Source organism: Brevibacillus sp. JB24b, assembly GCF_051713385.1.
Lineage (GTDB): Bacteria > Bacillota > Bacilli > Brevibacillales > Brevibacillaceae > Brevibacillus_B > Brevibacillus_B laterosporus.
Genome location: NZ_JBNVQV010000001.1, coordinates 5,231,288 through 5,252,365, shown reverse-complemented (window position 1 = coordinate 5,252,365; position 21,078 = coordinate 5,231,288). Strand labels below are relative to the sequence as shown.

The 21,078-nt window shown below is 40.3% G+C and carries 20 protein-coding genes; 14 read left to right on the top strand and 6 right to left on the bottom strand.

All coding sequences use genetic code 11. The features are described 5' to 3' along the window. Window positions 1–83 precede the first annotated feature (83 nt). From ACQV1I_RS24495 to ACQV1I_RS24430, 14 genes are all read left to right on the top strand, one after another. Window positions 84–593: a hypothetical protein gene (locus ACQV1I_RS24495; protein WP_116333511.1), complete on the top strand. Its 510-nt coding sequence runs from the start codon at window positions 84–86 to the stop codon at window positions 591–593. Further along, window positions 593–2,422 (top strand): DNA primase family protein, encoded by a 1,830-nt coding sequence (locus ACQV1I_RS24490; protein WP_116333512.1) that lies wholly within the window; start codon window positions 593–595, stop codon window positions 2,420–2,422. The genes ACQV1I_RS24495 and ACQV1I_RS24490 overlap by 1 nt, the downstream gene beginning before the upstream one ends. Window positions 2,423–2,681: 259 nt before the next feature. Continuing rightward, complete coding sequence (locus tag ACQV1I_RS24485; protein WP_116333513.1) at window positions 2,682–3,179, top strand: recombinase family protein; 498 nt, start codon at window positions 2,682–2,684, stop codon at window positions 3,177–3,179. Window positions 3,180–3,195: 16 nt separating this feature from the next. Beyond that, complete coding sequence (locus ACQV1I_RS24480; protein WP_116333514.1) at window positions 3,196–4,884, top strand: recombinase family protein; 1,689 nt, start codon at window positions 3,196–3,198, stop codon at window positions 4,882–4,884. Window positions 4,885–4,901: 17 nt separating this feature from the next. After that, window positions 4,902–5,192, top strand: a complete 291-nt coding sequence (locus tag ACQV1I_RS24475) for a hypothetical protein (RefSeq protein WP_116333515.1) — start codon at window positions 4,902–4,904, stop codon at window positions 5,190–5,192. 310 nt (window positions 5,193–5,502) lie between these two features. Next, window positions 5,503–5,823 carry a hypothetical protein gene (locus tag ACQV1I_RS24470; RefSeq protein WP_116333516.1) on the top strand — a complete coding sequence of 107 codons (321 nt, stop codon included), beginning with the start codon at window positions 5,503–5,505 and terminating at the stop codon, window positions 5,821–5,823. Then, window positions 5,824–7,041 (top strand): phospholipase D family protein, encoded by a 1,218-nt coding sequence (locus ACQV1I_RS24465; protein WP_116333517.1) that lies wholly within the window; start codon window positions 5,824–5,826, stop codon window positions 7,039–7,041. Window positions 7,042–7,065: 24 nt separating this feature from the next. Then, window positions 7,066–8,211, top strand: coding sequence for an SIR2 family protein (locus ACQV1I_RS24460; RefSeq protein ID WP_236645717.1), 1,146 nt, complete (start codon window positions 7,066–7,068; stop codon window positions 8,209–8,211). An 11-nt stretch (window positions 8,212–8,222) separates the two neighbouring features. Next, window positions 8,223–8,711: a hypothetical protein gene (locus ACQV1I_RS24455; RefSeq protein WP_236645718.1), complete on the top strand. Its 489-nt coding sequence runs from the start codon at window positions 8,223–8,225 to the stop codon at window positions 8,709–8,711. A gap of 363 nt (window positions 8,712–9,074) precedes the next feature. Beyond that, on the top strand, window positions 9,075–10,577 hold the full coding sequence (locus tag ACQV1I_RS24450; protein ID WP_116333518.1) for a malate:quinone oxidoreductase: 1,503 nt from the start codon (window positions 9,075–9,077) through the stop codon (window positions 10,575–10,577). Window positions 10,578–11,141: 564 nt separating this feature from the next. Then, window positions 11,142–12,437, top strand: a complete 1,296-nt coding sequence (gene hcp, locus ACQV1I_RS24445) for a hydroxylamine reductase (RefSeq protein WP_094700176.1) — start codon at window positions 11,142–11,144, stop codon at window positions 12,435–12,437. 379 nt (window positions 12,438–12,816) lie between these two features. Then, window positions 12,817–13,845, top strand: a complete 1,029-nt coding sequence (locus ACQV1I_RS24440) for an ABC transporter substrate-binding protein (RefSeq protein WP_116333519.1) — start codon at window positions 12,817–12,819, stop codon at window positions 13,843–13,845. Beyond that, window positions 13,842–15,929, top strand: coding sequence for a Fe(3+)-hydroxamate ABC transporter permease FhuB (gene fhuB, locus ACQV1I_RS24435; protein ID WP_438769916.1), 2,088 nt, complete (start codon window positions 13,842–13,844; stop codon window positions 15,927–15,929). Before ACQV1I_RS24440 ends, fhuB begins: the two co-directional genes overlap by 4 nt. A 561-nt stretch (window positions 15,930–16,490) precedes the next feature. Then, complete coding sequence (locus tag ACQV1I_RS24430) at window positions 16,491–17,312, top strand: hypothetical protein (protein WP_094700171.1); 822 nt, start codon at window positions 16,491–16,493, stop codon at window positions 17,310–17,312. Window positions 17,313–17,828: 516 nt separating this feature from the next. Here ACQV1I_RS24430 and ACQV1I_RS24425 read toward each other — a convergent pair. The 6 genes from ACQV1I_RS24425 to ACQV1I_RS24400 form a co-directional block, all read right to left on the bottom strand. Next, on the bottom strand, window positions 17,829–18,407 hold the full coding sequence (locus ACQV1I_RS24425; RefSeq protein WP_116333521.1) for an NAD(P)H-dependent oxidoreductase: 579 nt from the start codon (window positions 18,405–18,407) through the stop codon (window positions 17,829–17,831). 122 nt (window positions 18,408–18,529) lie between these two features. Continuing rightward, window positions 18,530–19,102, bottom strand: coding sequence for a TetR/AcrR family transcriptional regulator (locus ACQV1I_RS24420; RefSeq protein ID WP_116333522.1), 573 nt, complete (start codon window positions 19,100–19,102; stop codon window positions 18,530–18,532). Window positions 19,103–19,266: 164 nt separating this feature from the next. Continuing rightward, window positions 19,267–19,566, bottom strand: a complete 300-nt coding sequence (locus ACQV1I_RS24415; protein ID WP_094700168.1) for a hypothetical protein — start codon at window positions 19,564–19,566, stop codon at window positions 19,267–19,269. A 78-nt stretch (window positions 19,567–19,644) separates the two neighbouring features. Continuing rightward, entirely contained in the window at window positions 19,645–20,031 is a 387-nt protein-coding gene (locus tag ACQV1I_RS24410) for a hypothetical protein (RefSeq protein ID WP_116333523.1), read from the bottom strand. A gap of 12 nt (window positions 20,032–20,043) precedes the next feature. After that, window positions 20,044–20,292, bottom strand: a complete 249-nt coding sequence (locus ACQV1I_RS24405; RefSeq protein ID WP_116333524.1) for a hypothetical protein — start codon at window positions 20,290–20,292, stop codon at window positions 20,044–20,046. A 29-nt stretch (window positions 20,293–20,321) separates the two neighbouring features. Continuing rightward, window positions 20,322–20,648: a hypothetical protein gene (locus tag ACQV1I_RS24400; protein WP_116333525.1), complete on the bottom strand. Its 327-nt coding sequence runs from the start codon at window positions 20,646–20,648 to the stop codon at window positions 20,322–20,324. Window positions 20,649–21,078: the final 430 nt, after the last annotated feature.

Below are 21,078 nucleotides of genomic sequence, written 5' to 3'. Positions count from 1 at the left end.
CCTCTAAAATCTTTCCGTGATGATTCATTAATTGCCAAATACAATGAGAATCGTAAACAAAAACGACTACGGAGGTAAAATTTATGGTTCACAAAAAAAATAACTATCAAATTGCAGTATCATCTCTAACTGATGCAAGGACCGACCACTATGATGGGGTCAATGCAATCTATCGTCTAGCAGCTCAGGTTCCGATTCCTGAAGGGACTTCTCCTGATGGAATGCAAAGAGTTATAAAACGATTAGTAAAAGACCTTTCAGTTCAGAAAGTGCTTGCGAATCGAATCAATATTCATGAAGATTTTTTAGAGATTGACTTCTACCCTAAGGGTTTTCAGATGGTAATGACTAGAGGTCAATACGCTGGTTTGCAACTAGAGTTTGCTAAGTTTCTAGACCAAACCGGAATCTGGGGAATTGCAATTCAAGATGGTTGTTACATGGATGACCCTGAAGATTCAGTGAAATCTGTATGTAATGACTTAATTAACTTCTTCCCTGAGTTTAACTCAAAATGTTTTGGAGCAAGGGAAAACGAGCCCATTGAGATTATTAATTGTAGTTCATTTGAATTGTATGGGGAGGTGGCGTAATGGCATTGAAAAAGGTTAAGCGACCGGTGATTCACAAAAGTAAACCTAAAACAAATAGTGAGGAGTCAAGTGCTTCTCAAACCCACCCTATTCAAGCGAACGAGCGATTTGATGTAGCAAAGGTAAAAGTAAGTAAAAATGAGAATGTTCGTCTGGATAAAAAAGAAGCTCACAACTTTTTATCAAAGCATCCAATAAGCAAACTAAGATTGTTAGAATCTTCGGAGACGCTTAAAGTATTGGTCCAGGAGATTGATGTTCCAGAAAAACAATCCTTATTGGTAACTGCTATTAGCATGGAGGCAATTGGAGAAGAAGAATCTTTCTTCTCCGCTTTGATGGAACATGTTCGCGATATGCCTAGACACAAATCCTTAGAACGATTCAAGTCTGCTCAATTGATTGCTGACTCACTGGTTCCGGAATCGTTGCTTTTGGAACTGGGTGAAGTCTTGAAGGTTGGAAAGGCGGAAGAAAGGGGGTTTCTTTACGATGACAAAAAGAAACGATACCACTTCAACGCTAACGTTTTTGCAAGGCATTTCCTCAAGCGATGCCATGTTCGTTCAACAAGAGACGGAAGGCTCTTTCTATACAACACAATGGGTGTATATGAAGAACTTTCAGAGGTGAATCTTGGAAAAATAATCAGGGCAGTTATGCATGAGGGTAGATGGAACAGTTGGAAAAGCACATATGAAACTGAGATTATTCGAGCTCTCCAACGTGAAGCACCTATTGTAGAAGAGATGAACACAGGACGCAACTTTATCAACTTAAAGAACGGCATGTTAAATCTGTCTACGTTCAGGCTACATGAACATTCGCCAATGTACCTTTCTACAGTTCAAATCCCAATTCCTTATGATGCGAATGCAACAGCACCTAATTTTGATGATTTCATGCGTGATATTACACTCAACAATCATGAACTAATCGCTGTACATCAAGAGTTGATTGGATACTGGCTGACTGGAGAAACCAAAGCAGAAAAAGCGGTCTATTACTATGGTAGTGGAGCCAATGGAAAAAGTGTGCTGGCTTCCATAGTAACTGAATTAGTTGGACCCGAAAACGTCAGCAGCGTACCTCTATCCAAGTTCAATGACCAATTCGGTATGGAAAGTATGATTGGTAAGTCGCTTAACATTTCTGCTGAGAACGAAATGGGTGGAAAGGCACTTAAAACCGAAAACTTTAAGGCGATTGTTAGTGGAGATAACATCACTATTAACATTAAGTATCGTCCTGCGATTAGTTATCGCCCATACTGCCGTTTGGTGTTTCTAGTCAACAACCTTCCTGACTCATCAGACGTTACAGAAGGCTATTTCCGAAAACTTATTATCGTACCTTTTTCAAGAACCTTTAAGAAAGAAGAACGAAACGTAGATTTGAAAGACGAACTGCTTAAGGAACTGCCTGGAATTCTTAATTGGGCGATATTAGGATTGAAGCGGTTGAGAAGCAATAACTATCAGTTCAGTACCTGTAAAGCAATTGAAGAAACCGAAAGTGCTTACTACGATGAGCAAAATCCAGTGAGAGATTTTTTTCATTCTCATGTGGTCCAAGAGGACGGTTCCCGCACTAAACAGTCAGACTTCTACAATATGTATAGTCAATGGCTAAATGTTCAGGGGATTGACGACAAAGGAACGAAATCACGTCAAGTATTTTGGCGCTATTTCAAAGTAATTTTAGACAGTGAAAATATTCCGATTGTGAAGAAGAAAGTCAAAGGAACTGTCTACTATGACGGAATAAAGCTGATAGAATTGGAAGATTTACAGTTCCCTACTCTCGCTGGCGATATTATTCAGTTCTAAGGGGGTGTAGGGGGTGTGTGAAAGGCAAAAAACTGCTCAATACCAAAAGCTTAAAACCCATGAAAAAAGTTTTGTTTTAGCTAACCACCCCTCCCCCCCACTTTCTTACAAAGAAATGAAATATATATTATTACTACGACGAGGAGAGCTTCCATGAACGAAAAAGAAGGTTCTATCTACGAATATCAAAATCTTTTAGACATGTTAGCAGAAATGGTCACAGAATACCTTACAAAACACCCCAAAGGAGGAGATTCCAATGATAAGTAGAGTTGAAACTGCACAGCAGAACCAAGACAAGATAGTAATTTACACAAGAAATACATCGTGGACCCAACCAGAGGGGTACAGAATTCATCGAGACGTCCAGGTCTTAAAAGAAAAGTGTGAGCGGGCTGGATATCAAGTCAGTAGAGTCTACTGGGAACCAAGCTCGGAATCTCAAGGAAAAAGAAGAAATGTATTGAAGCGAATGTTGGAGGATGCTGCTGAAGGCTTGTTCGGGGTAGTCGTTGTTTGGGATGTATTTACGCTTACTCCTGATGGGAAGGAGCTTAAACAAATAGAAAGAGAGCTTGCAAGATATGGTGTGGAGATTTGTTCAGTAACGGAACCTTTCGAGACTTCTACAGAAGAAGGATTGAGAGTGTTTGAATGCATGAGCACATTACTCAATACGAGACATTTAAGGTTAGCAGCCATGCAAGGAATTTCGCTGTCACAGGTAGCACGTTGGTTAATTGAGGATGAAAACTAGAAAGGGGGTGAACGTGATGCCGAACTATGCGAGACAGCTCGACAACCAGGTTGACCAATTCAGCCAAACTGGAACACAGAAAAGAGCAGCTATATATGCTAGAGTCTCCACATTGGAACAGGCAGAGGAAGGCTACAGTATTGATGAACAGGTCCGAGTACTAAGGGAAATGTGTGAGCGAGAAGGTTACGTTGTCCATAAGGAATACGTGGATAGGGGTAAAAGTGGGAAAAATATTAAGGGACGACCTGCTTTGCAACAATTACTGCATGATGCTAAGTGTAAGGACTTTGACTTGGTGCTCGTTTGGAAAGTGAACCGCTTTTCTCGTAAGACAAAGGACTTACTTAATATTGTTGAAGAACTGGAAATGAGAAACATTGTTTTTCGTTCTTTTACGGAGCGTTACGAAACGGAAACTCCAGCGGGTAAAATGCAGTTCCGTATGTTGGCAGTCATTGCAGAATTTGAACGAGATAATATCGCTCAAAACGTAAAAATGGGGATGTTAGCAAGAGCTAAAGAAGGGTCGTGGAATGGCGGTCAGGTTCTTGGTTATGATGTTGTGAGTGTTCCAGGAGAAAACCGTAAGAGAAAACTCTCAACACTTGTTGTTAATCCAACAGAAGCGCAAACGGTCCGAAAGGTATTTGACCTTTACGTTGAGGGGAATGGTTACAAATCCATCGCAAACAAACTCAACAATGAAGGACACCGGACAAAAAAGAACAAAGACTTCTCCATCAACGGGGTAAAAACGATTCTAAGCAATCCCCTTTACGCAGGATTTATACGTTATAATGTGCGGAGAGATTGGAACGAGAAGAGAAGAAACAATATCAATCCTCAACCTGTGATTGAAAAAGGGCAGCACGAAGCCATCATTTCAGAAGAAACATGGGAAAAAGCAAAAAATATCATGGCTAGTAGAACCGGCAAGCCTAATCGAATACATGACGGCGAGTTTCCTCTCACTGGTATCATGAAGTGTCCTGCATGTGGGGCAGGAATGGTAATTGGGAGGACAACGAATACACTCAAAGACGGAACAAAAAAGGTTCTGGAGTATTATGTATGTGGAGCTTGGAAGAACAAAGGTTCAGCGGTTTGTCGCTCGAATGGAGTAAGAACGGATTATGCAGACCCTCATGTACTTGAAAAGCTATCAAACATAGCCACAAATGACGTGCTTATAGAGCAAATTGTTGAACGGATTAATAATAAGAAAGAACGAGATTCTTCTCCGCTTCAACACGAATATGAGACCTTGAAAAAGGCACTGGAATCCAATCAACAAAAGAAAGAGAAGGTCCTTGGTTTGTACGAAGATGATTTGATTCAAAAAGCAGACCTTGTGCAGCGGTTATTCACTTTGAATGAAGAAAAGGAACGACTTGAAGAGAGACTTTCTCCAATTGAACTGCAGATGGGGCAAGGTGGTACACAACTCATAAACTTTTCAATGGTCAAACAGGTCATGCAGAACTTCAAAAGTGCCTATCAAGAGTCATTGACCAGAGAGCAGAGGAAAAGGCTGATGCACCTGCTAATCCGTCAAATCACCATCAATGAGGACCGAAAGATTGATACGATACAAATACAACTCAATAAAGAAGTTGCAAAACGCTTCACCTTTAAAGGGGGAGAGGATTCATCTATTACAGATGAGTTCTCTCCCCCTTTTTCTATTTTAATCGACCTATGAAAAGGAGCAAATTACCTATGAGCATTATTAATATATTCAGGAATTACATGGAGGAGCACCATCCACATTTAGCTTGGAAGGACTGGAAAGCGGACGTTAGGACCCTATCAGTGGATGACATAAGAAACGAAGAGGTTAAGGCTACTATACCAGATGAAATCAAACCAGAATTAACATGCTGGGTATTCTTGTATGATGGTGGTGCATCGAACGTTGTGTACTTGTTACAGGATAAGCAAGGATTGAAGGATATCTGTATTGGTCTTTCGAAAGATGGAGAACTTATTAAGCCGATTAGCTTTGTGTAAAGAACCGGCAGTCGGAAAGGTAACACAATCAACTATGTTTACACGTCAGAGAGGTTTGCTCTGTAAGAGTTTTCGTCTCTTTTTTCGTGTTTAATTTTACGGCAAGGGAGGTGAGTTCATGACACCAATTGACCTATTCAAAGCAGGCGTGGCATTTGGCGTATCTATTTACGTTTATGTGAAGAAGAACACTAATTTTGAAAAATAAAGGGGGAATAGTAATGCAATACTTTGTAATTGGAACAGTGGTTGGAATTGTAGCTTGTTTAGTATCAGAGCTTACACAGAATCCTTCAAGGAGTTATCGTTAATGAAAAGGATTCAATGTTTGACAGACCTTAAAAACCTTGCAGGTGAGATTCCAAATGAATTTTTACAGTACTTAAACAGCGAGTTTGATTGTCTCTATGAATATCTTAGCAATGGTGAAGAACTTGATAACTTCATACTAGGTGTATATCAAAATATGGTAATATTAGAGGGAGATGATGAGATAAAAAAATTTTCGTTTAATACTTTAGATTTGGAATTTATTGAAGAGGTCAAGCTAAGTCAGATTACAATCATCAGAATAGGTTTAAATTGTGATGAAGATATACAACTGCACTATGCAATAAAGGGGGGAACATAAATGCCAATTAGTTTTTTAGATAAAAATTTTGGAAGCACATTCTTTTCATTATTAGATTCAACTAAGAAAAAGATTCGAATTATTTCTCCTTTTATCGGTTATAAAACAGCATTAGCCTTAGTTAATTTTATTGAAGAAACGGATATTGAGTTAGACTGTGTGTTAATTACACGCTTTGATAGAGAGGATTTTATTAAGGGTGTTAGCAGTATTACCGGTTTAGAGCTACTTAAAAAGGCTGGTGTGAAGATGTATGCACTTCAAGGTCTTCATACCAAGCTTTACATCTTTGATAATGAATCAATAATAATGGGTTCAGCTAATTTTACTTTTAATGGGTTTTATAAAAATCATGAGTTTGGAATTTTCATGGAAGAAGAGCGTGAATTCTCCGTGGAGTGTAATAATTATTTTGATGGTCTACTTAAAGACATCAAGAATCATGGTGACTGGGAAATAACCCAAGACCTTATTGCAAAAGAAAAACCTTATTGTGATGATGCAGTAACAGGAAGAGCCCATTCGCAAAAAAAGCCTAGAAAAAATGAATTACCTGTAACCATCCAGCCTAATAGAGTGAAATGGGGAGCAACTCTTGATTTGCATGGTCAGCAACCACTAGATAACAAGAAAGAAAAGGACATTATTGAGGAGATACTTAAAGAGGAAACAGAAAAACAAATTAAAACACGTAACACTGGTATTTGGTTGAAGTTTGAAGGTAACAGTGAAAATCGCATTCCCAACCACTTAACCTATTTTGAAAGAAGGAAAAAGGAACACAGAAAGCGCACATTCTTTCCAAAACCACCATCCGGAATAAAAGATGGTCAGCTATTATTTATGACAATGGTAAGTACGGATAAAGAGGACAAAGGTACTCCTATAATAGTAGGTTATGCAATAACTTCTGGCTTTTCAGAGAGGAATGTTATCAATGATAGAACCCCAACTAATTCCGATAGGAACAGATATCCTTATTATGTTGAGCTTTTAACTGGGAAGTTCCTAAAAGCACCAATTAAAAATGGTATCACTTTAAGGGAGCTAGCTCGTGAGCTACAAACAGACCTGTATCCTAATCCTAAGTCAAACTTCAGTGAAATTATTTACACACATAGACAGAAGTCCCATCTACAAGTTACTGAAAGAGCACATGATTACATCATGCAACGATTAGATACATTATTTAAAGAATTTGGCTATGAAGAGCTCTAGTAACACTAGAAGGAGGACTTAAAATTGGATGATAAATTAATGTCATTATCATTTTCTGTTGAAGCAAATCAAGGTGTTTATGCCTTATTGCTGGGTTCGGGTATATCCTATTCATCAGGTATCCCTACAGGATGGGGCGTTCTAAAAGAGCTGTGCAGAAGAATTATGCTAGTAGATGGTTCAGAAGAGCAAGATGAAATTAAATGGTATGAAGAAAAATTCGGAACCCCTCCTTTATACGATGAAGTAATAGGTATGCTAGCTAAAACATCGTCAGAGCGGAATGGACTACTAAAAGAATTTTTTGAACCTACAGAAGAGGACCTAAAGGAAGGAAGAAAGGTACCAACTGAAGCCCATAAATCAATAGCGGAATTAGTAAAAAAGGGTTTTATAAAAGTAATTGTCACAACAAACTTTGACCGCTTAATTGAACAAGCATTAGATGAATTGAATGTACAGTATCAAACACTTTACCATGATTCAGACATAGAAGGAATGAAACCTTTAGCACATGCTGACTGTACAGTACTAAAAATTCATGGCGATTACAGAGACACAAGATTTAAAAATATTACCGATGAGTTAGAGTGCTATTCCTCTAATCTATCTGGGTTATTACAACAAGTTTTTGATGACTATGGGCTAATAATATCAGGTTGGTCGGCTGAGTGGGATACAGCGCTTAGAGACACGATTAAAAGTGTTAAGGGGCGTAGGTACTCATGGTACTGGCACTCTTTTTCTGAATCAATTGGTGAAAAAGCAGAAGAATTAATTAATTTCAGGGATGCCAATTTATTAATAGATTCTAGAGGTGCTGACCATTTCTTCCGAGAAATAAAAGAAGCTGTATTTAACATTTCTAAGTTGAAGAAGGTTAATCCAGAAAATATTCAAGTCAAAATTAAAAGATTAAAAGATTATATTCAAAATGATGATGAATCGGCTATTCGTGATTTGTTTACTAATGAATCACGAGACGTTATTGGTAAAATTAATAAACTTGATTCTAATCAAGAAGCAACTATTGAACTTATGAAACAATGGATTGAAGAAATAAAAGCCATCATAAAACCTATTTCCGTTTTATCATCAATACTTGCTTATTATGGTAAAGGTGAATTTCAAGAACGATTGCTAATTGAGACGTTAGAAAGATTTACATAGATGAAATTATGATGAAACCAAAAGTAAGAGATAGACTTCATAGCAGACAAGCTTTTTCTTGGTATGTTTCTCCACGGAGACATTTATATGATGCTTTTCAACGATTACAACCAGAAAGACCGTATCATTTACCCATTGAAGTAATGTTTACTTTCCCTTTTATGGAAGAGGTTTTTAAAGAAAGTCAATTGGCATTTGATAGTGTTGAATACATGATTCATTACGATTTGTTTGAATTTTTACGTTCATTAAAACATCGATACTTAGGTGACTATAATTATGTTAGTGGATGTTTTGGTTATAGAGATGATAGAACTCATATAGAGCAATTTTTATCTGAAGGTTCTCTAACAACTGACTGGGAAGTGCTTTTATTGTTTGAAGGCAATAAGGACCTTTTTATTAAATCCTTGAGAACATTATCTGAGAACTTAAATCAGCTTACGTATTACAGCGGACGTGGTCTTGTTGAATCATATCTAGATGAGAAAAAAATTTAAAAACCTCATTTAGATACACCACGGAGAACCGTATCACAAGTAACGACAAAAATTAGAGAATGTCTGTCCACTAATAACGGCAAACCAAAGCCTCAACCCTTGCAAGAAGCTGGGTTAAGGCCTTGGTTTTTGTGTGTTCCTAGGGCCTTGTGGACGGAATTCTCACTTTTTTACCAGCTTTAAATAGTTTATAATCATCAGATAACAGTAGATATTTTAATCTATAAATAATTATAATAGACTATGGTATGGTTATAATTGAGACAGAAAAGGTGTGTTCCTAGGTAGCCCCTTGCTTTTTGTGACACCTAAGCAGGAGCGCCTACCTCTTTTTTGCCAATATAGGGGATAAGGAAGGTTATAATGAGCAACAGACAGAAAAAAACAGACGTTATCTTAATAGGTGCCGGAGTCATGAGCGCGACTTTGGGATCATTACTGAAAGAGTTAGCACCGGAATGGGAAATCAAAGTGTTTGAGAAGCTCCCAAATGCAGGAGAAGAAAGCTCTAACGAATGGAATAATGCGGGTACGGGCCATTCTGCACTGTGCGAGCTTAACTATACATCCGAAAAATCTGACGGATCTATAGATATTAGCAAAGCTATAAAAATTAATGAACAGTTTCAGCTTTCCAGACAGTTTTGGTCTTATCTTGTAAACAGCAATCTGATTGGTAATCCGCAGGACTTTATCATGCCAATACCTCATATGAGTTTAGTACAAGGGGGAAAAAATGTAACGTTTTTGAAAAAACGTTTTGAAGCGCTGTCAAACAATCCCTTGTTTCAAGGGATAGAATTTTCCGATGATCCTGAAAAACTGAAGGAATGGCTTCCGCTTATCATGGAAGGCCGTACATCGAATGAACCGATAGCGGCAACAAAAATCGACTCTGGAACAGATGTCAACTTTGGTGCTTTAACACGCATATTGTTTGACCACTTAAAGAGTAAAAACGTCGAGATAAACTACAAGCATAGTGTTAAGGATATTAAACGTACTAGCGACGGCTCGTGGGAAGTGAAAGTGCATGATATCGATAGCGGTAAAATCGAATACCATACTGCAAAATTCGTCTTTATCGGCGGTGGGGGCGGAAGTCTGCCTTTACTACAAAAAACCGGCATTCCTGAGTCAAAACATATTGGAGGATTCCCGGTAAGCGGACTATTTATGGTATGTAACAATCCAGAAGTTGTAGAGCAGCATCATGCAAAAGTATACGGTAAAGCTAAGGTTGGTGCTCCTCCAATGTCTGTTCCGCATCTTGATACAAGATATATCGACAACAAAAAATCATTGCTGTTTGGACCGTTTGCCGGCTTCTCACCAAAGTTCTTAAAAACTGGTTCAAATTTTGATTTGATAGGTTCCGTAAAACCGAATAATGTCTTCACTATGTTGGCGGCAGGCGCAAAAGAGATGGCATTGACAAAATACCTGATCCAGCAAGTTATGTTATCGAATGAAAAGCGCATGGAAGAAGTACGCGAGTTTATTCCGAACGCCAAAAGCGAGGATTGGGATATAGTGGTAGCGGGCCAACGTGTGCAAGTTATCAAAGATACTGAGGCCGGCGGCAGGGGAACACTTCAATTTGGTACGGAAGTTGTTAGTGCCGCTGATGGCTCGATAGCTGCATTGCTTGGCGCTTCTCCGGGTGCTTCTACTGCCGTTCACGTTATGTTTGAGGTATTAGAAAAATGCTTCCCACAACATATGAAAGATTGGGAACCGAAAATAAAAGAAATGGTTCCTTCTTATGGCGTGTCACTAGTGGAAAACCCAGAGCTTTTCCAGGAAATTCATACTTCAACAGCGCAGACGCTTGGTCTAAGCGAAAAAGAAACGGTCTATAGTTAATTCTTTGGATGTAGAAACAAAGGTATTTAATGAAAAAATTAAAGCAACATTTTTTTCATTAATGGACAATTGTTTCTATGATGAAGAGATTGAAAAGGCAATGATTGAAAAAAACAGAGATAAAATAAAAAATTTCATAAAGTATTGAGTAAACAATAGAATATCATTGAAAATAAAACATAGAACCTTGCGATCTATCTTTGGATTGAAGGTTCTTTTTTTCAAAATTCGCAGTTAGAGAGGCTACGGTGAGCCTTATCATAAGTACCTGATAAATTTTACCTAATCTTTCGAATCGAAAGAAGGAACGACAATAGAAAGATCAAAAGCATTGAATTTTAATGAAATAAGGGATACCACTTTTACTAACTAACCCCTTTTGTGACAAGCGCAGAAGGGGCCTTTTTGCATTGATAAAAAATCACTCCACGAATGGTTAGTTTTTTAGCACCCACTCGCTTGTCACCGTTTCTCCACCCTTTTTGTGAGCCGTATCACATCGAATAGGATGGTTGATTTTTATAATCAACTTATAAAGGGCAGAAGAGAAAAGGAGAGATCGTGATGTTCTGTTACCAGTGCGAACAAACCCCAAGCGGTGGGTGCAAGGTGATCGGTGTCTGTGGGAAAACAGAGGAATTGGCTAGCATTCAAGACACGATCGTTTTTGCGTTAAAAGGGATTGCGGCGTATGCGACGCATGCCCGCCAACTGGGTTATATCGACTCCGAAGTGGATGGCATCACCCAGGAAGCGCTATATTTCACCTTGACTAATGTTAACTTTAATCTGGACGATCATCTAAAAATGGCGATGAAAGTAGGTCAGGCCGCAATCAAGGTGATGGAGCTATTAGACAAAGCCCATACTGAGCACTTCGGTGTTCCCCAGCCTGTAACCGTATCGCAAAATAAAATAGAAGGCAAATGCATTGTGGTTACTGGACATAATCTGTTTGCTCTGGAGGAATTGCTGAAACAGACAGAGGGGAGAGGCATAAACATCTTTACTCATTCCGAGATGCTACCTGCCCACGGATATCCTGCTTTGAAAAAGTACCCACATTTGAAAGGAAACATCGGCAAAGCATGGTTCGATCAACGACGGCTGTTTGAGGAGTTTCCAGGGGCAATTCTTGCGACAACAAACTGCGTCATGCCGATTAAAGGCAGTTATGCTGACAGATTTTACTCCTATGATGTAGCAGGGCTAGAGGGAGTAACTAAGATTGAAAATGACGATTTTTCTCCACTGATTGAAAAAGCACTCTCCCTGCCAGAAGCAAATATCGAATCCAATCAAACTTTAATCACCGGATATCATCACGAGACGGTTTTGGGGTTAGCGCCGGAAATTATCGATGCTGTAAAAGCAGGCAAGATCAAACGCTTCTTCGTGATCGCAGGGTGTGACGCACCGGGGAAAGGCGGCGAATACTACCGGGAATTGGCCACTTCTTTACCAAAGGAAACGGTTATTCTTACCACTTCCTGTGGAAAGTTCCGTTTTAATGATGTGGACTTTGGAACAGTGCCAGGAACCGATATTCCCCGCTATATTGATTTGGGGCAGTGCAACAACTCTGTATCTACAATCAAGATCGCAGCGGCTCTGGCAGACGCGTTTGGCTGCGAGGTCAACGATTTGCCGGTAAGCATCGTGCTTTCATGGTTTGAGCAAAAAGCAGTGGCTATCCTGCTCGGGTTGTTCAGCTTGGGAATCAAGGATATCCGAATTGGTCCAAAGCTGCCTGAATTTATTCAGCCAGGCGTGCTCACGGTCTTGCAGGACTTGTTTAACGTTAAACTGATCGGACATGCGCAGGAGGATATGAAGCAGATGATGGGGATTACCCAATAAATTTCTATAAACAACAAAAACAGTCTGAAACTTGCTTCAAAAAGTTTTGGGCTGTCTTTCTTATTTGAGCAAAAGGTATCACATTTGGCTAAACCCCATCAGTAACTACCTTCCTAAACCATACCCACACACTATCCCAACCCCAGACAACAGCTATACCACAGCATTATCCTTCCAAAAAAGCATAACCACCTAATCCTCACAACAGGAAGTAACATTTCCCCCGCTCCCAATAAAGAAACAAAAAACATATGCATATTCTAATATTGACACAGAAAATGATAATCATTATCATCTTTCTTTAGGAGGCATATCATCTGGTTCAACTATGCAATCATTTTGTGCTACATCATAGAACTCAAGTAGGGGGAATTATTCAATGCGTTTTGTTAAACTGCCAGTCTTTTTTGTCTTTCTGTCGTTGATGCTGGTACTTGCAGCATGCGGTAACTCAGGCACAGCCTCACAAACCGGGGGAACACAGACACAATCAGCTCCAACAGCCCAGTCAGAGTCTGACAAATCCGGAGAACAGCAAGAGCGAACAGTGAAGCATGTAATGGGTGAGTCAAAGATCAAAGGGGTTCCTAAGCGTGTCGTTGCATTGGAATGGAGCAGTGCTGAGCATGTGCTGGCATTAGGTATGCAGCCTGTAGGGATTGCTGATATTAAGAATATGAAAAAGTGGGTCAAGCTCCCAGTGGAAATTGCACCAGATGTAGTGGATGTGGGAAGCCGTATTGCACCAAATCTGGAATCGATCATGCTGTTGAAGCCAGACCTAATCATCGGGATAAAACGTAATGTGGAAGCAAACTACGACGAGCTGAGCAAAATCGCTCCTACGATCGTGTATGATTCAAACCCGCTTGAGGGTCAAGGTGACCAATATTCCCGAATGATTGACACTTTTACAGAGATTGCTGATATTCTGGATAAAAAAGCAGAAGCAGATAACGTTTTGAAAAACCTCGACAAGACTTATGCAGAGGCAAAGGACAGAATTGTCAAAGCCGGCATGGACAAAATTCCGTTCGTATTGGCAATGGGCTACAGTAATCAAAATGCGGTAGAATTCCGCCTATCTACTGATAACTCTACAGCGGTAAAAATTCTGGAGCATATCGGTTTGAAAAATGCGTACAAGCCGAAAAAGTTTGAACAAAATGGAATGACGACCACGGATGTGGAGGCGCTTCCACCGTTGCAGGATGCTAACTTCCTGCATATCATTCAGGATGATGATAATGTCATCAACAATCAATTGAAAAACAACCCTGTATGGAATGGGTTAACCTTTGTAAAAGAAAATCGCATCTATGCGTTGGGAGGAGACATGTGGCCTTACGGCGGGCCATTGTCCGCAGAAATCATGGCTAAAAAAGCGGCAGATCTACTAGCGAAATGAGCCTCGCCAAGCATGTATCGTCTGCCTCAACCGACATCCATCCAGCCCCTTCTTCTCAAAGAAAAGGCTGGAGGCCGTTTTGGATGCTACTGGGAGGGATTGCCGTTTTATTGGTTCTTACCTTTGTCAGTCTGACACAGGGCTTGGCTGATGTTTCTCTTCGCTCCGTAGTTCAGGCGATTATCTCTCCTCAGGATATCGCCGATCATCAGATGATTCGTGGGGTCAGACTGCCACGAACCGTAATGGGGCTTTTGTCTGGTGCGGCCTTGGCTGTAGCAGGAGCGGTGATGCAAACCGTGACGCGAAATCCGCTCGCCTCAGAGACAACTCTGGGGGTGAATGCGGGCGCATATCTCTTCGTGGTGTTTGGGATGGTCTTTTGGCCTTCGATCCTGCATCAGTTCCCGCTTCCTTTTGCAATGGCTGGAGGAATCCTTGCTGCGGTTGCCGTTTACTTCATGGCAGGCGGACGAAAAGGAACTCCTGTACGAGTGGCTTTGTCTGGGATGATCATCACGTTGGTGTTCTCCTCACTTACAAGTGCCATCATTTTGTTTAATGAAGAAACAACGCAAGGAATTTTCCTCTGGGGATCAGGCTCACTGAAACAAAATGACTGGACAGGAGTTCAGTTTAGCTGGTCTTTGATCCTTGGGGGGATCGCAGTTGGTTGTCTGATGGCTCGCCAGCTAGACGTACTCAGCTTTCATGAGGAAACCTCGCGTTCGCTTGGACAAAAGGTAGGCAAGACTCGTCTGCTTGCTATGCTTCTGGCGATTCTGATCACATGCGTAAGTGTAAGTGTAGTAGGTCCAATCGGGTTCATTGGACTAGTTGCTCCCCATTTAGTACGGTTGTCAGGATTGAACCGCCACATTTGGCTGTTGCCGATCAGTGCGATCTGGGGTGCCGCCTTGCTCGTTGCCTCAGACACGATTGCCCGCACGTTTGTAAATGCTTATGGGGAGCTTCCGGCAGGAGCCATCACTGCTGCTATCGGCGGTCCATGGTTGATTTGGCTGGCGTTACGCGTTTCCCGGAATTTGAGTGCAGGCTCCGCTTCGGGTACTTCGATGAGTGTAGGAGTCTGGCGTCGCCGAATTTCTTATCCACTACTGGTTCTTCTGCTTTGTGTCATGCTAGCTGTTGTCTGGATGATCAGCCTGTCGAGCGGAAACCTGTACATATCGTGGACAGAGATCGTTGCCATTTTCATGGGGCAAGGAAATGATTTGTACCGTCAATTGCTGTTTGATCTGCGAATGCCTAGGCTTTTGACGGCTATGCTGGCAGGAGTGGCATTAGCAATCAGCGGGAGTCTTATGCAAAGCGCGGTTCGAAATCCTTTGGCTGATCCGCAAATTGTTGGGGTCACCAGTGGGGCGGGGGTAGGCGCAATCCTCCTGTTACTTGTATTTCCACAGTTCTCAGGGTGGATGCCGCTAGGAGCTATGCTAGGGGGTATTATCTCAGCAGTCATTGTATACGCTGTTTCCTGGCGTCGAGGACTAAACCCAGTCATTTTGACTCTTGTGGGTATTGCGGTAGCAGCGGTGGGTTCTGCCTTTATCAATATTTTGATCGTGAAAGCCCAGCTTCTAGCAGCGCCAGCTCTTGCTTGGATGGCAGGGAGTACATATGGACGCGGTTGGACGGAAGTGAGCCGCTTGCTACCTACCATACTTCTCCTGACGCCAATTGCTTGGTGGTTGGGACGCAGAGTTGATCTCTTGTCCTTTAACGACGAGAGCTCGATGGGTTTGGGCTTACATGTACGTCTGACGAGGCTGATTGTAGCGGTCATCGCAGTTCTGCTTGCTTCATCTGCGGTTGCCAGTGTGGGAGCAGTTGGATTTATCGGCTTGCTTGCTCCTCATGCGGCACGAATGCTGGTCGGCTCCTATCATCGACGGATGGTTGTTATCTCTGCCCTGCTGGGAGCGGTGCTTCTGGCATCTGCCGATCTAATCGGGCGAGTCATCCTCATTCCTAAGGATATTCCTTCAGGTATCGTTGTCGCTTTGCTAGGGGCACCTTACCTATTCCTGTTGATGATTCGATCGGCACGTTCGGTCAAGTGAGTGGGCTCGACATTGGCCCTCCACCGACATCAAATATCGTAGATTTATAAATGGATAAGTAGACAAGCGGGATGAGTGTGATTGCGTTTGTCTACTTTTTTCATTTTGGAATTTTGCATGAAAGAGATAGAGATATTTATTTATGATTCCTCTTTTTTAACGATAAGGTCTTTCGGTATTTTATAGGTAGCTAGATAGATAGTTGTTTTGATTGTCGTCTTTTTATGTAAAAATGTTTATCTATCATGCTACAGAAGCTTCCTTATTAGACTAGAAAAGAAGAGGCATCGACTTATTTTTTATACAAACACACGAACGTATGTACTATAATGATAAGAGATACATTCCAAAACAGATGATTATTTCCGTCTCTTACACCAAAGCCTTACCTTCTTCGTCTATATCACATAACGTAAGTAAGATATTTTCATTCACAGTATTTTTGGATGCTCGTGTTTTGGGTTTGAGTACTTATGAAATAGGTGAAAAACAGAGCCTATCAAGCTATGGCATTTTCAAATAAAATATCTGCTGCATGAGAAAAGGAGAGGAGAATAGTCTATGGATAAAAAAGCGAAACAGATCGTAATGAAGACCTTCTGGAACAGTACGGGCTGGATTGATAGAGAATCACGTAGCATCTCAGACGAAGATTTTGCCTATGCCAAGAGCAAGGGACTGATGTTTGAACCGCTCACGATCACCCATGATGAGTGCGTGCAGAGATTAATTGATTTGCATCAAATCGTAACAAAAGAACAGGTGGCAAAAGCATTCCTACATAGCTTGTCGACAAGAAAGCTACATCTTCGAAGTGCGCTTTCCAGCTGGATATTGACTCACCAGCTTCCACAGCATGCTTTTGAGAGCAACGCTGGAAAGTATGCAACTATAAACAATGGCAGTACCTATGCGATGTTTGGTGATTGCTATATCTGTGACGGCTATCATGTTGCCAGTCTGCAAGCTTACAAGAATGAAGACCTGAACGTGTTGAATTTTGAGAGAATCAAATGGGGCGGAATCCGGCTCAACCACATTGTATATAATCTGCTTGATTTGGAGCTATTGATCAAGGAAGAGGACATCGAGGTACAAGCAGAGGATGTCGAGATTTTTCGCAGGGTTATGGAGACGATTAGTAGCTGTGAGCCTACGGATGCGGCCCGTCAGCTGGAGAAACGGCTTAAGGGCGTGCTTCCTTCAAGTAAAAACGAGCGGGATGCCTTGCTTGAAATTTTGGCAACAGCAGGAATACTAACCTCTAGCAAGGATCGACCGGGTCGAGGAGGAAAAAATGATTTTTTTGCCATTGTGAACTGGCGTGGTGAGGACGGATACTCCGCGCAGGCTGTAGACCATTATTTTAGCCATTGGTTGTAGCAAGAGGGAAATGTAAATAGAAAAGTGGCGGTCCCTTTCTGGTGTAAGAGTCGAGAAAGGGATTTGTACTTTATTAATTCGAATGTACCACCATGGTGGCTACTCCTGAAATGACACTGAAGAAGGCCCCGCTTAGCACAACCAAAGTTTGTTTCTTATTAAAATCCACAGGACCAATTAAGATAGGCAATAACCACTTTGTACTTATAAAAAACAAGATGCCTTCCAACAAGCCTAATATAAGTAAGAATCCGCCCAAATAAAATAGTGATTGAGGCGTTAATTGACTTGAAAAGCTGGATCAGAATGTATGGGAACGGAGTCATTATTTTCTGGTATATGCTGATATTTTTAACGGTAATCAAGATATATGGGTTCAGTGCGGCTCTAAGGATACGGACTACGGCTTCGCCTGCCTTCGTTGTTACCTTCTGACGCTTTTCTATTTCTAAAACAGGCTGTGAATCAAATTGCTTTACGACTAATGCTTTTCCACAATCCCTCTGACACGTACACTTACCTAAGCTGTTTACCCAGTTGGTTCACGGTCCTTAGCCACCGCTTTCTCTTTTCATCATCTGCCTTGCCAACCTGACTAAGGGTTGTTATTTTTACTGGGCTAATACCGCAAAATTGCAAGGTAGACCTTTTCATCATCCGATGGCCTGGTTTTCCTTGAACAAGACTGTAGTACCAATAGGGGGAATCCATGGTGACGATTAGTCTTGCTGATCTGCCCTTCAATAATTGCTGAGGGAGGGATGAGCCTTTCTTATAGGAAAAAGCATAGCCTGGCATGAAAACGCGATCGAGAAAACCCTTCAGCAATGCAGGTGGAGCGCCCCACCAGATTGGATAGACGAACACCAGATGATCAGCCCAGCTAATTAATTGCTGAGCAAGGATTAGATCATCCTCCAATTGTGGTTTATTTTTATAGCCGCCAGCTAAGTTAGGATTAAAATCAAGATCAGCCAGACGTAAGCTTTTCACCTCAGCCCCTGTAGACACGGCACCTTTTTGATAAGCCTCCGCTAGTGCTTCCCCATAGCTTTCTTTCACGGGATTGCCTTGAATAATGAGAATTTTTTTCATGTATGACCCTCCTGTATAAATTGAAATGGTTAGTGTTTACTAACTTTATGATAAAAAGGAAAAGGTCAATTTCGACCTAACCTGTTAAGAAACAATGACTGCATAGTATATCGGGTATATCTCTATTGTAATAAAGCCAATAATCGCTTCTTAATTTGAGAAGCCAAAGATTCTAACTGACTAGGGAGCTCACCCTGAAAACTGGAGACTGCCAGGCCTGTAAAAGCACCAATAATCAAAACAGCGGAGAGTCTTGCGTCTTGCTCAGGAAGCTCATTGCTCTCGATTCCTTGAAGGATTAAATCAATCAAAGCATCTAGTGGCTGTCTCATGTTTTTCTGAGCAACCTGCTGATACACATCGTGATGTTGGGATAACAATAGCAATCCGCAGTGATCCTCGTCGTGCATCTCTACTAGTTGATTGATTAAACAGTCAAATCTGTCATGAAACGTTCCAGACTGGCTTACATAAAAATCAATCATTTTGGTGTAACTATTGCAATACTGGGTGAATACCTCTGATGCTACCTCATTTTTGTTCTTAAAATGCTTGTAGATTGCGGCATCTGTGACACCCGCCGCGTCGCCAATCTCTTTGACCGAGATGCCATCGATCCCTTTTGTTGCAAATAGGCGCATAGCGGCTTGTAAAATATCTTTCTTCTTACTGTCAGCGTGTGGTTTTTTCTTCATGATGATATAGTAAGTGAATGCTAACTTAATTGCAAGGGGGAATTGAAGTAGTTTGTTGTACTGTTGAATGACTACGCATGAGGAATGTGACAAGCAAGAAGGGTAGTTTGCCAGCTATGTTTTCTAATGAGCCTTGAACCGTGTTACAAAAGTCAATTTGTGGTTCATGAGTTATTGTTGAATTCGTTTAAAAGAATAATTGCCTTCTGCTCGTGTTTGACATCTACAAAAACCGCCATCGTTGATTGTTTCAAGGGATCTAAGGCATTTGTATACATGGATTTTTCTGTGTAATCCTTAATTTTACAAATTACGCCATTTTCTTTTAGGAGGGAAAAACGAGCGTAGGCTTTATCAACTTGCCCCTCATAAATAATAATCCACTTATTTCTTTCTTTACATTTTATGTACAGAGATAAAAGGAACAAAGCAAAGATGATAATTACAATAATCAATCCCAACATGAGTATTCCTCCTTATCAAGAGTAATAGTTATCTTAGACTAGGATAAAAAAGATACCCCTCTTTAAAGGAGGGGTTCATCATTCATTTCCTTTTCTTTGTTCTTCTAAGGTTTTTTCTGTTGCTTCAGAAAGAAGGTCTTCGTAGTAATCATTGTTTTCGAAGAATTCCTTTAGTGGAATCTCAGCGACTATGGACTTATCTACCCCATTTACTAGTTGAATCGTTCTTTCGTCATGGTTTTCTTCTTTGTTTTGGGTACTCATTGAGTTTTTCTTAAACTTTCTTTCTTGATTATCATAGTATTGTTTATTAATTAAAACGGTTTTTATATCTGGATTTCCTGTTTCAGGGTCAATTTTGATTTGGCTTTTACTTGAAGCTATACCTGTAATCTGGGTGCTAAGCATTAAGCCTGTGCAAAATCCTACCGAGCAAAGGATAAGAATATACTTTTTTAGTTTCATAAATCCTCCTAATTATTTTTTGGGATACACTTTGATTGGTTCTACAATAGTAAAATCAGAAAAATATCCGAATTGCCAATTGGTTACAGTTCCAGCAGTTGCAAAGGCCTGGTCAATCACATGGTTATAATTTAATGTGTCTTTCTCCTTAATTTTATACTGAATTCCAAGATATCCAACTTCATCTCTTGTAATATCTTTGTAAGCCATGACATGTCTAACATTGGAATCTAAAGCATCGGATTCAATTTTGTATTCCATAGTTAAAGCGTCATATTTATAATCATCGTCTACCTCATCAAACCCTCAAGTCGTAAAGTTTTTTTGTTATATGAAGTGGAGAACCCAAAACGATCTTTCGGTTTGTTAGGATTTCCAAGATAAAATTTTGACCAAATAAAATTTTTGTTATTTCCATATTTGTTAGTTATATTACCAAATAGATGATCCCCACGTTGTTCATAATATGTAACATAAATGTTTTGATTCTTCTTAAATTCTGGGGTTTCGCGATAATGTTTTCCCATAGCTTGTTTTACATATAATGAACTTGCTCCTAGTACAATTGAAAGTGTAAACAAACCTAAAATAATACTGATTTTTATAAAGTTGTTCATGTTTCATCCCCTTTTTTTGGTGTAAATTGTAAATATTGCATATAATCTATCATATATATAATGTTTGGAGACGAAGTTTTGAATTAAAGGGCAATTTTTTATTAGCAAATCATACTTCGAGGAGAATAGAGAGAATAATGTTTCGTTTTAGAAGGATGTTTTAACGATTTGTGTAGACTCTCAAAAATATCATCTACTAATACACCCCAAGCAAATTCCTAAACAACCGTATCTTAATTAGTTGAAATTGCAGATTTACAAACGAGTGCCTTGCCTTTAAAAGATAAATCGAGAACAACGAAAGGAGCCTTCCACTAGTAAATGGTGGAGGCTCCTTTCGTTATTGTAAAACGATTATCGAGATTTTTTCACTCACAATAATCGTTTTATCCCATTACCTTGGTAAGAGAGTTGGCTAATATGTCTAGAT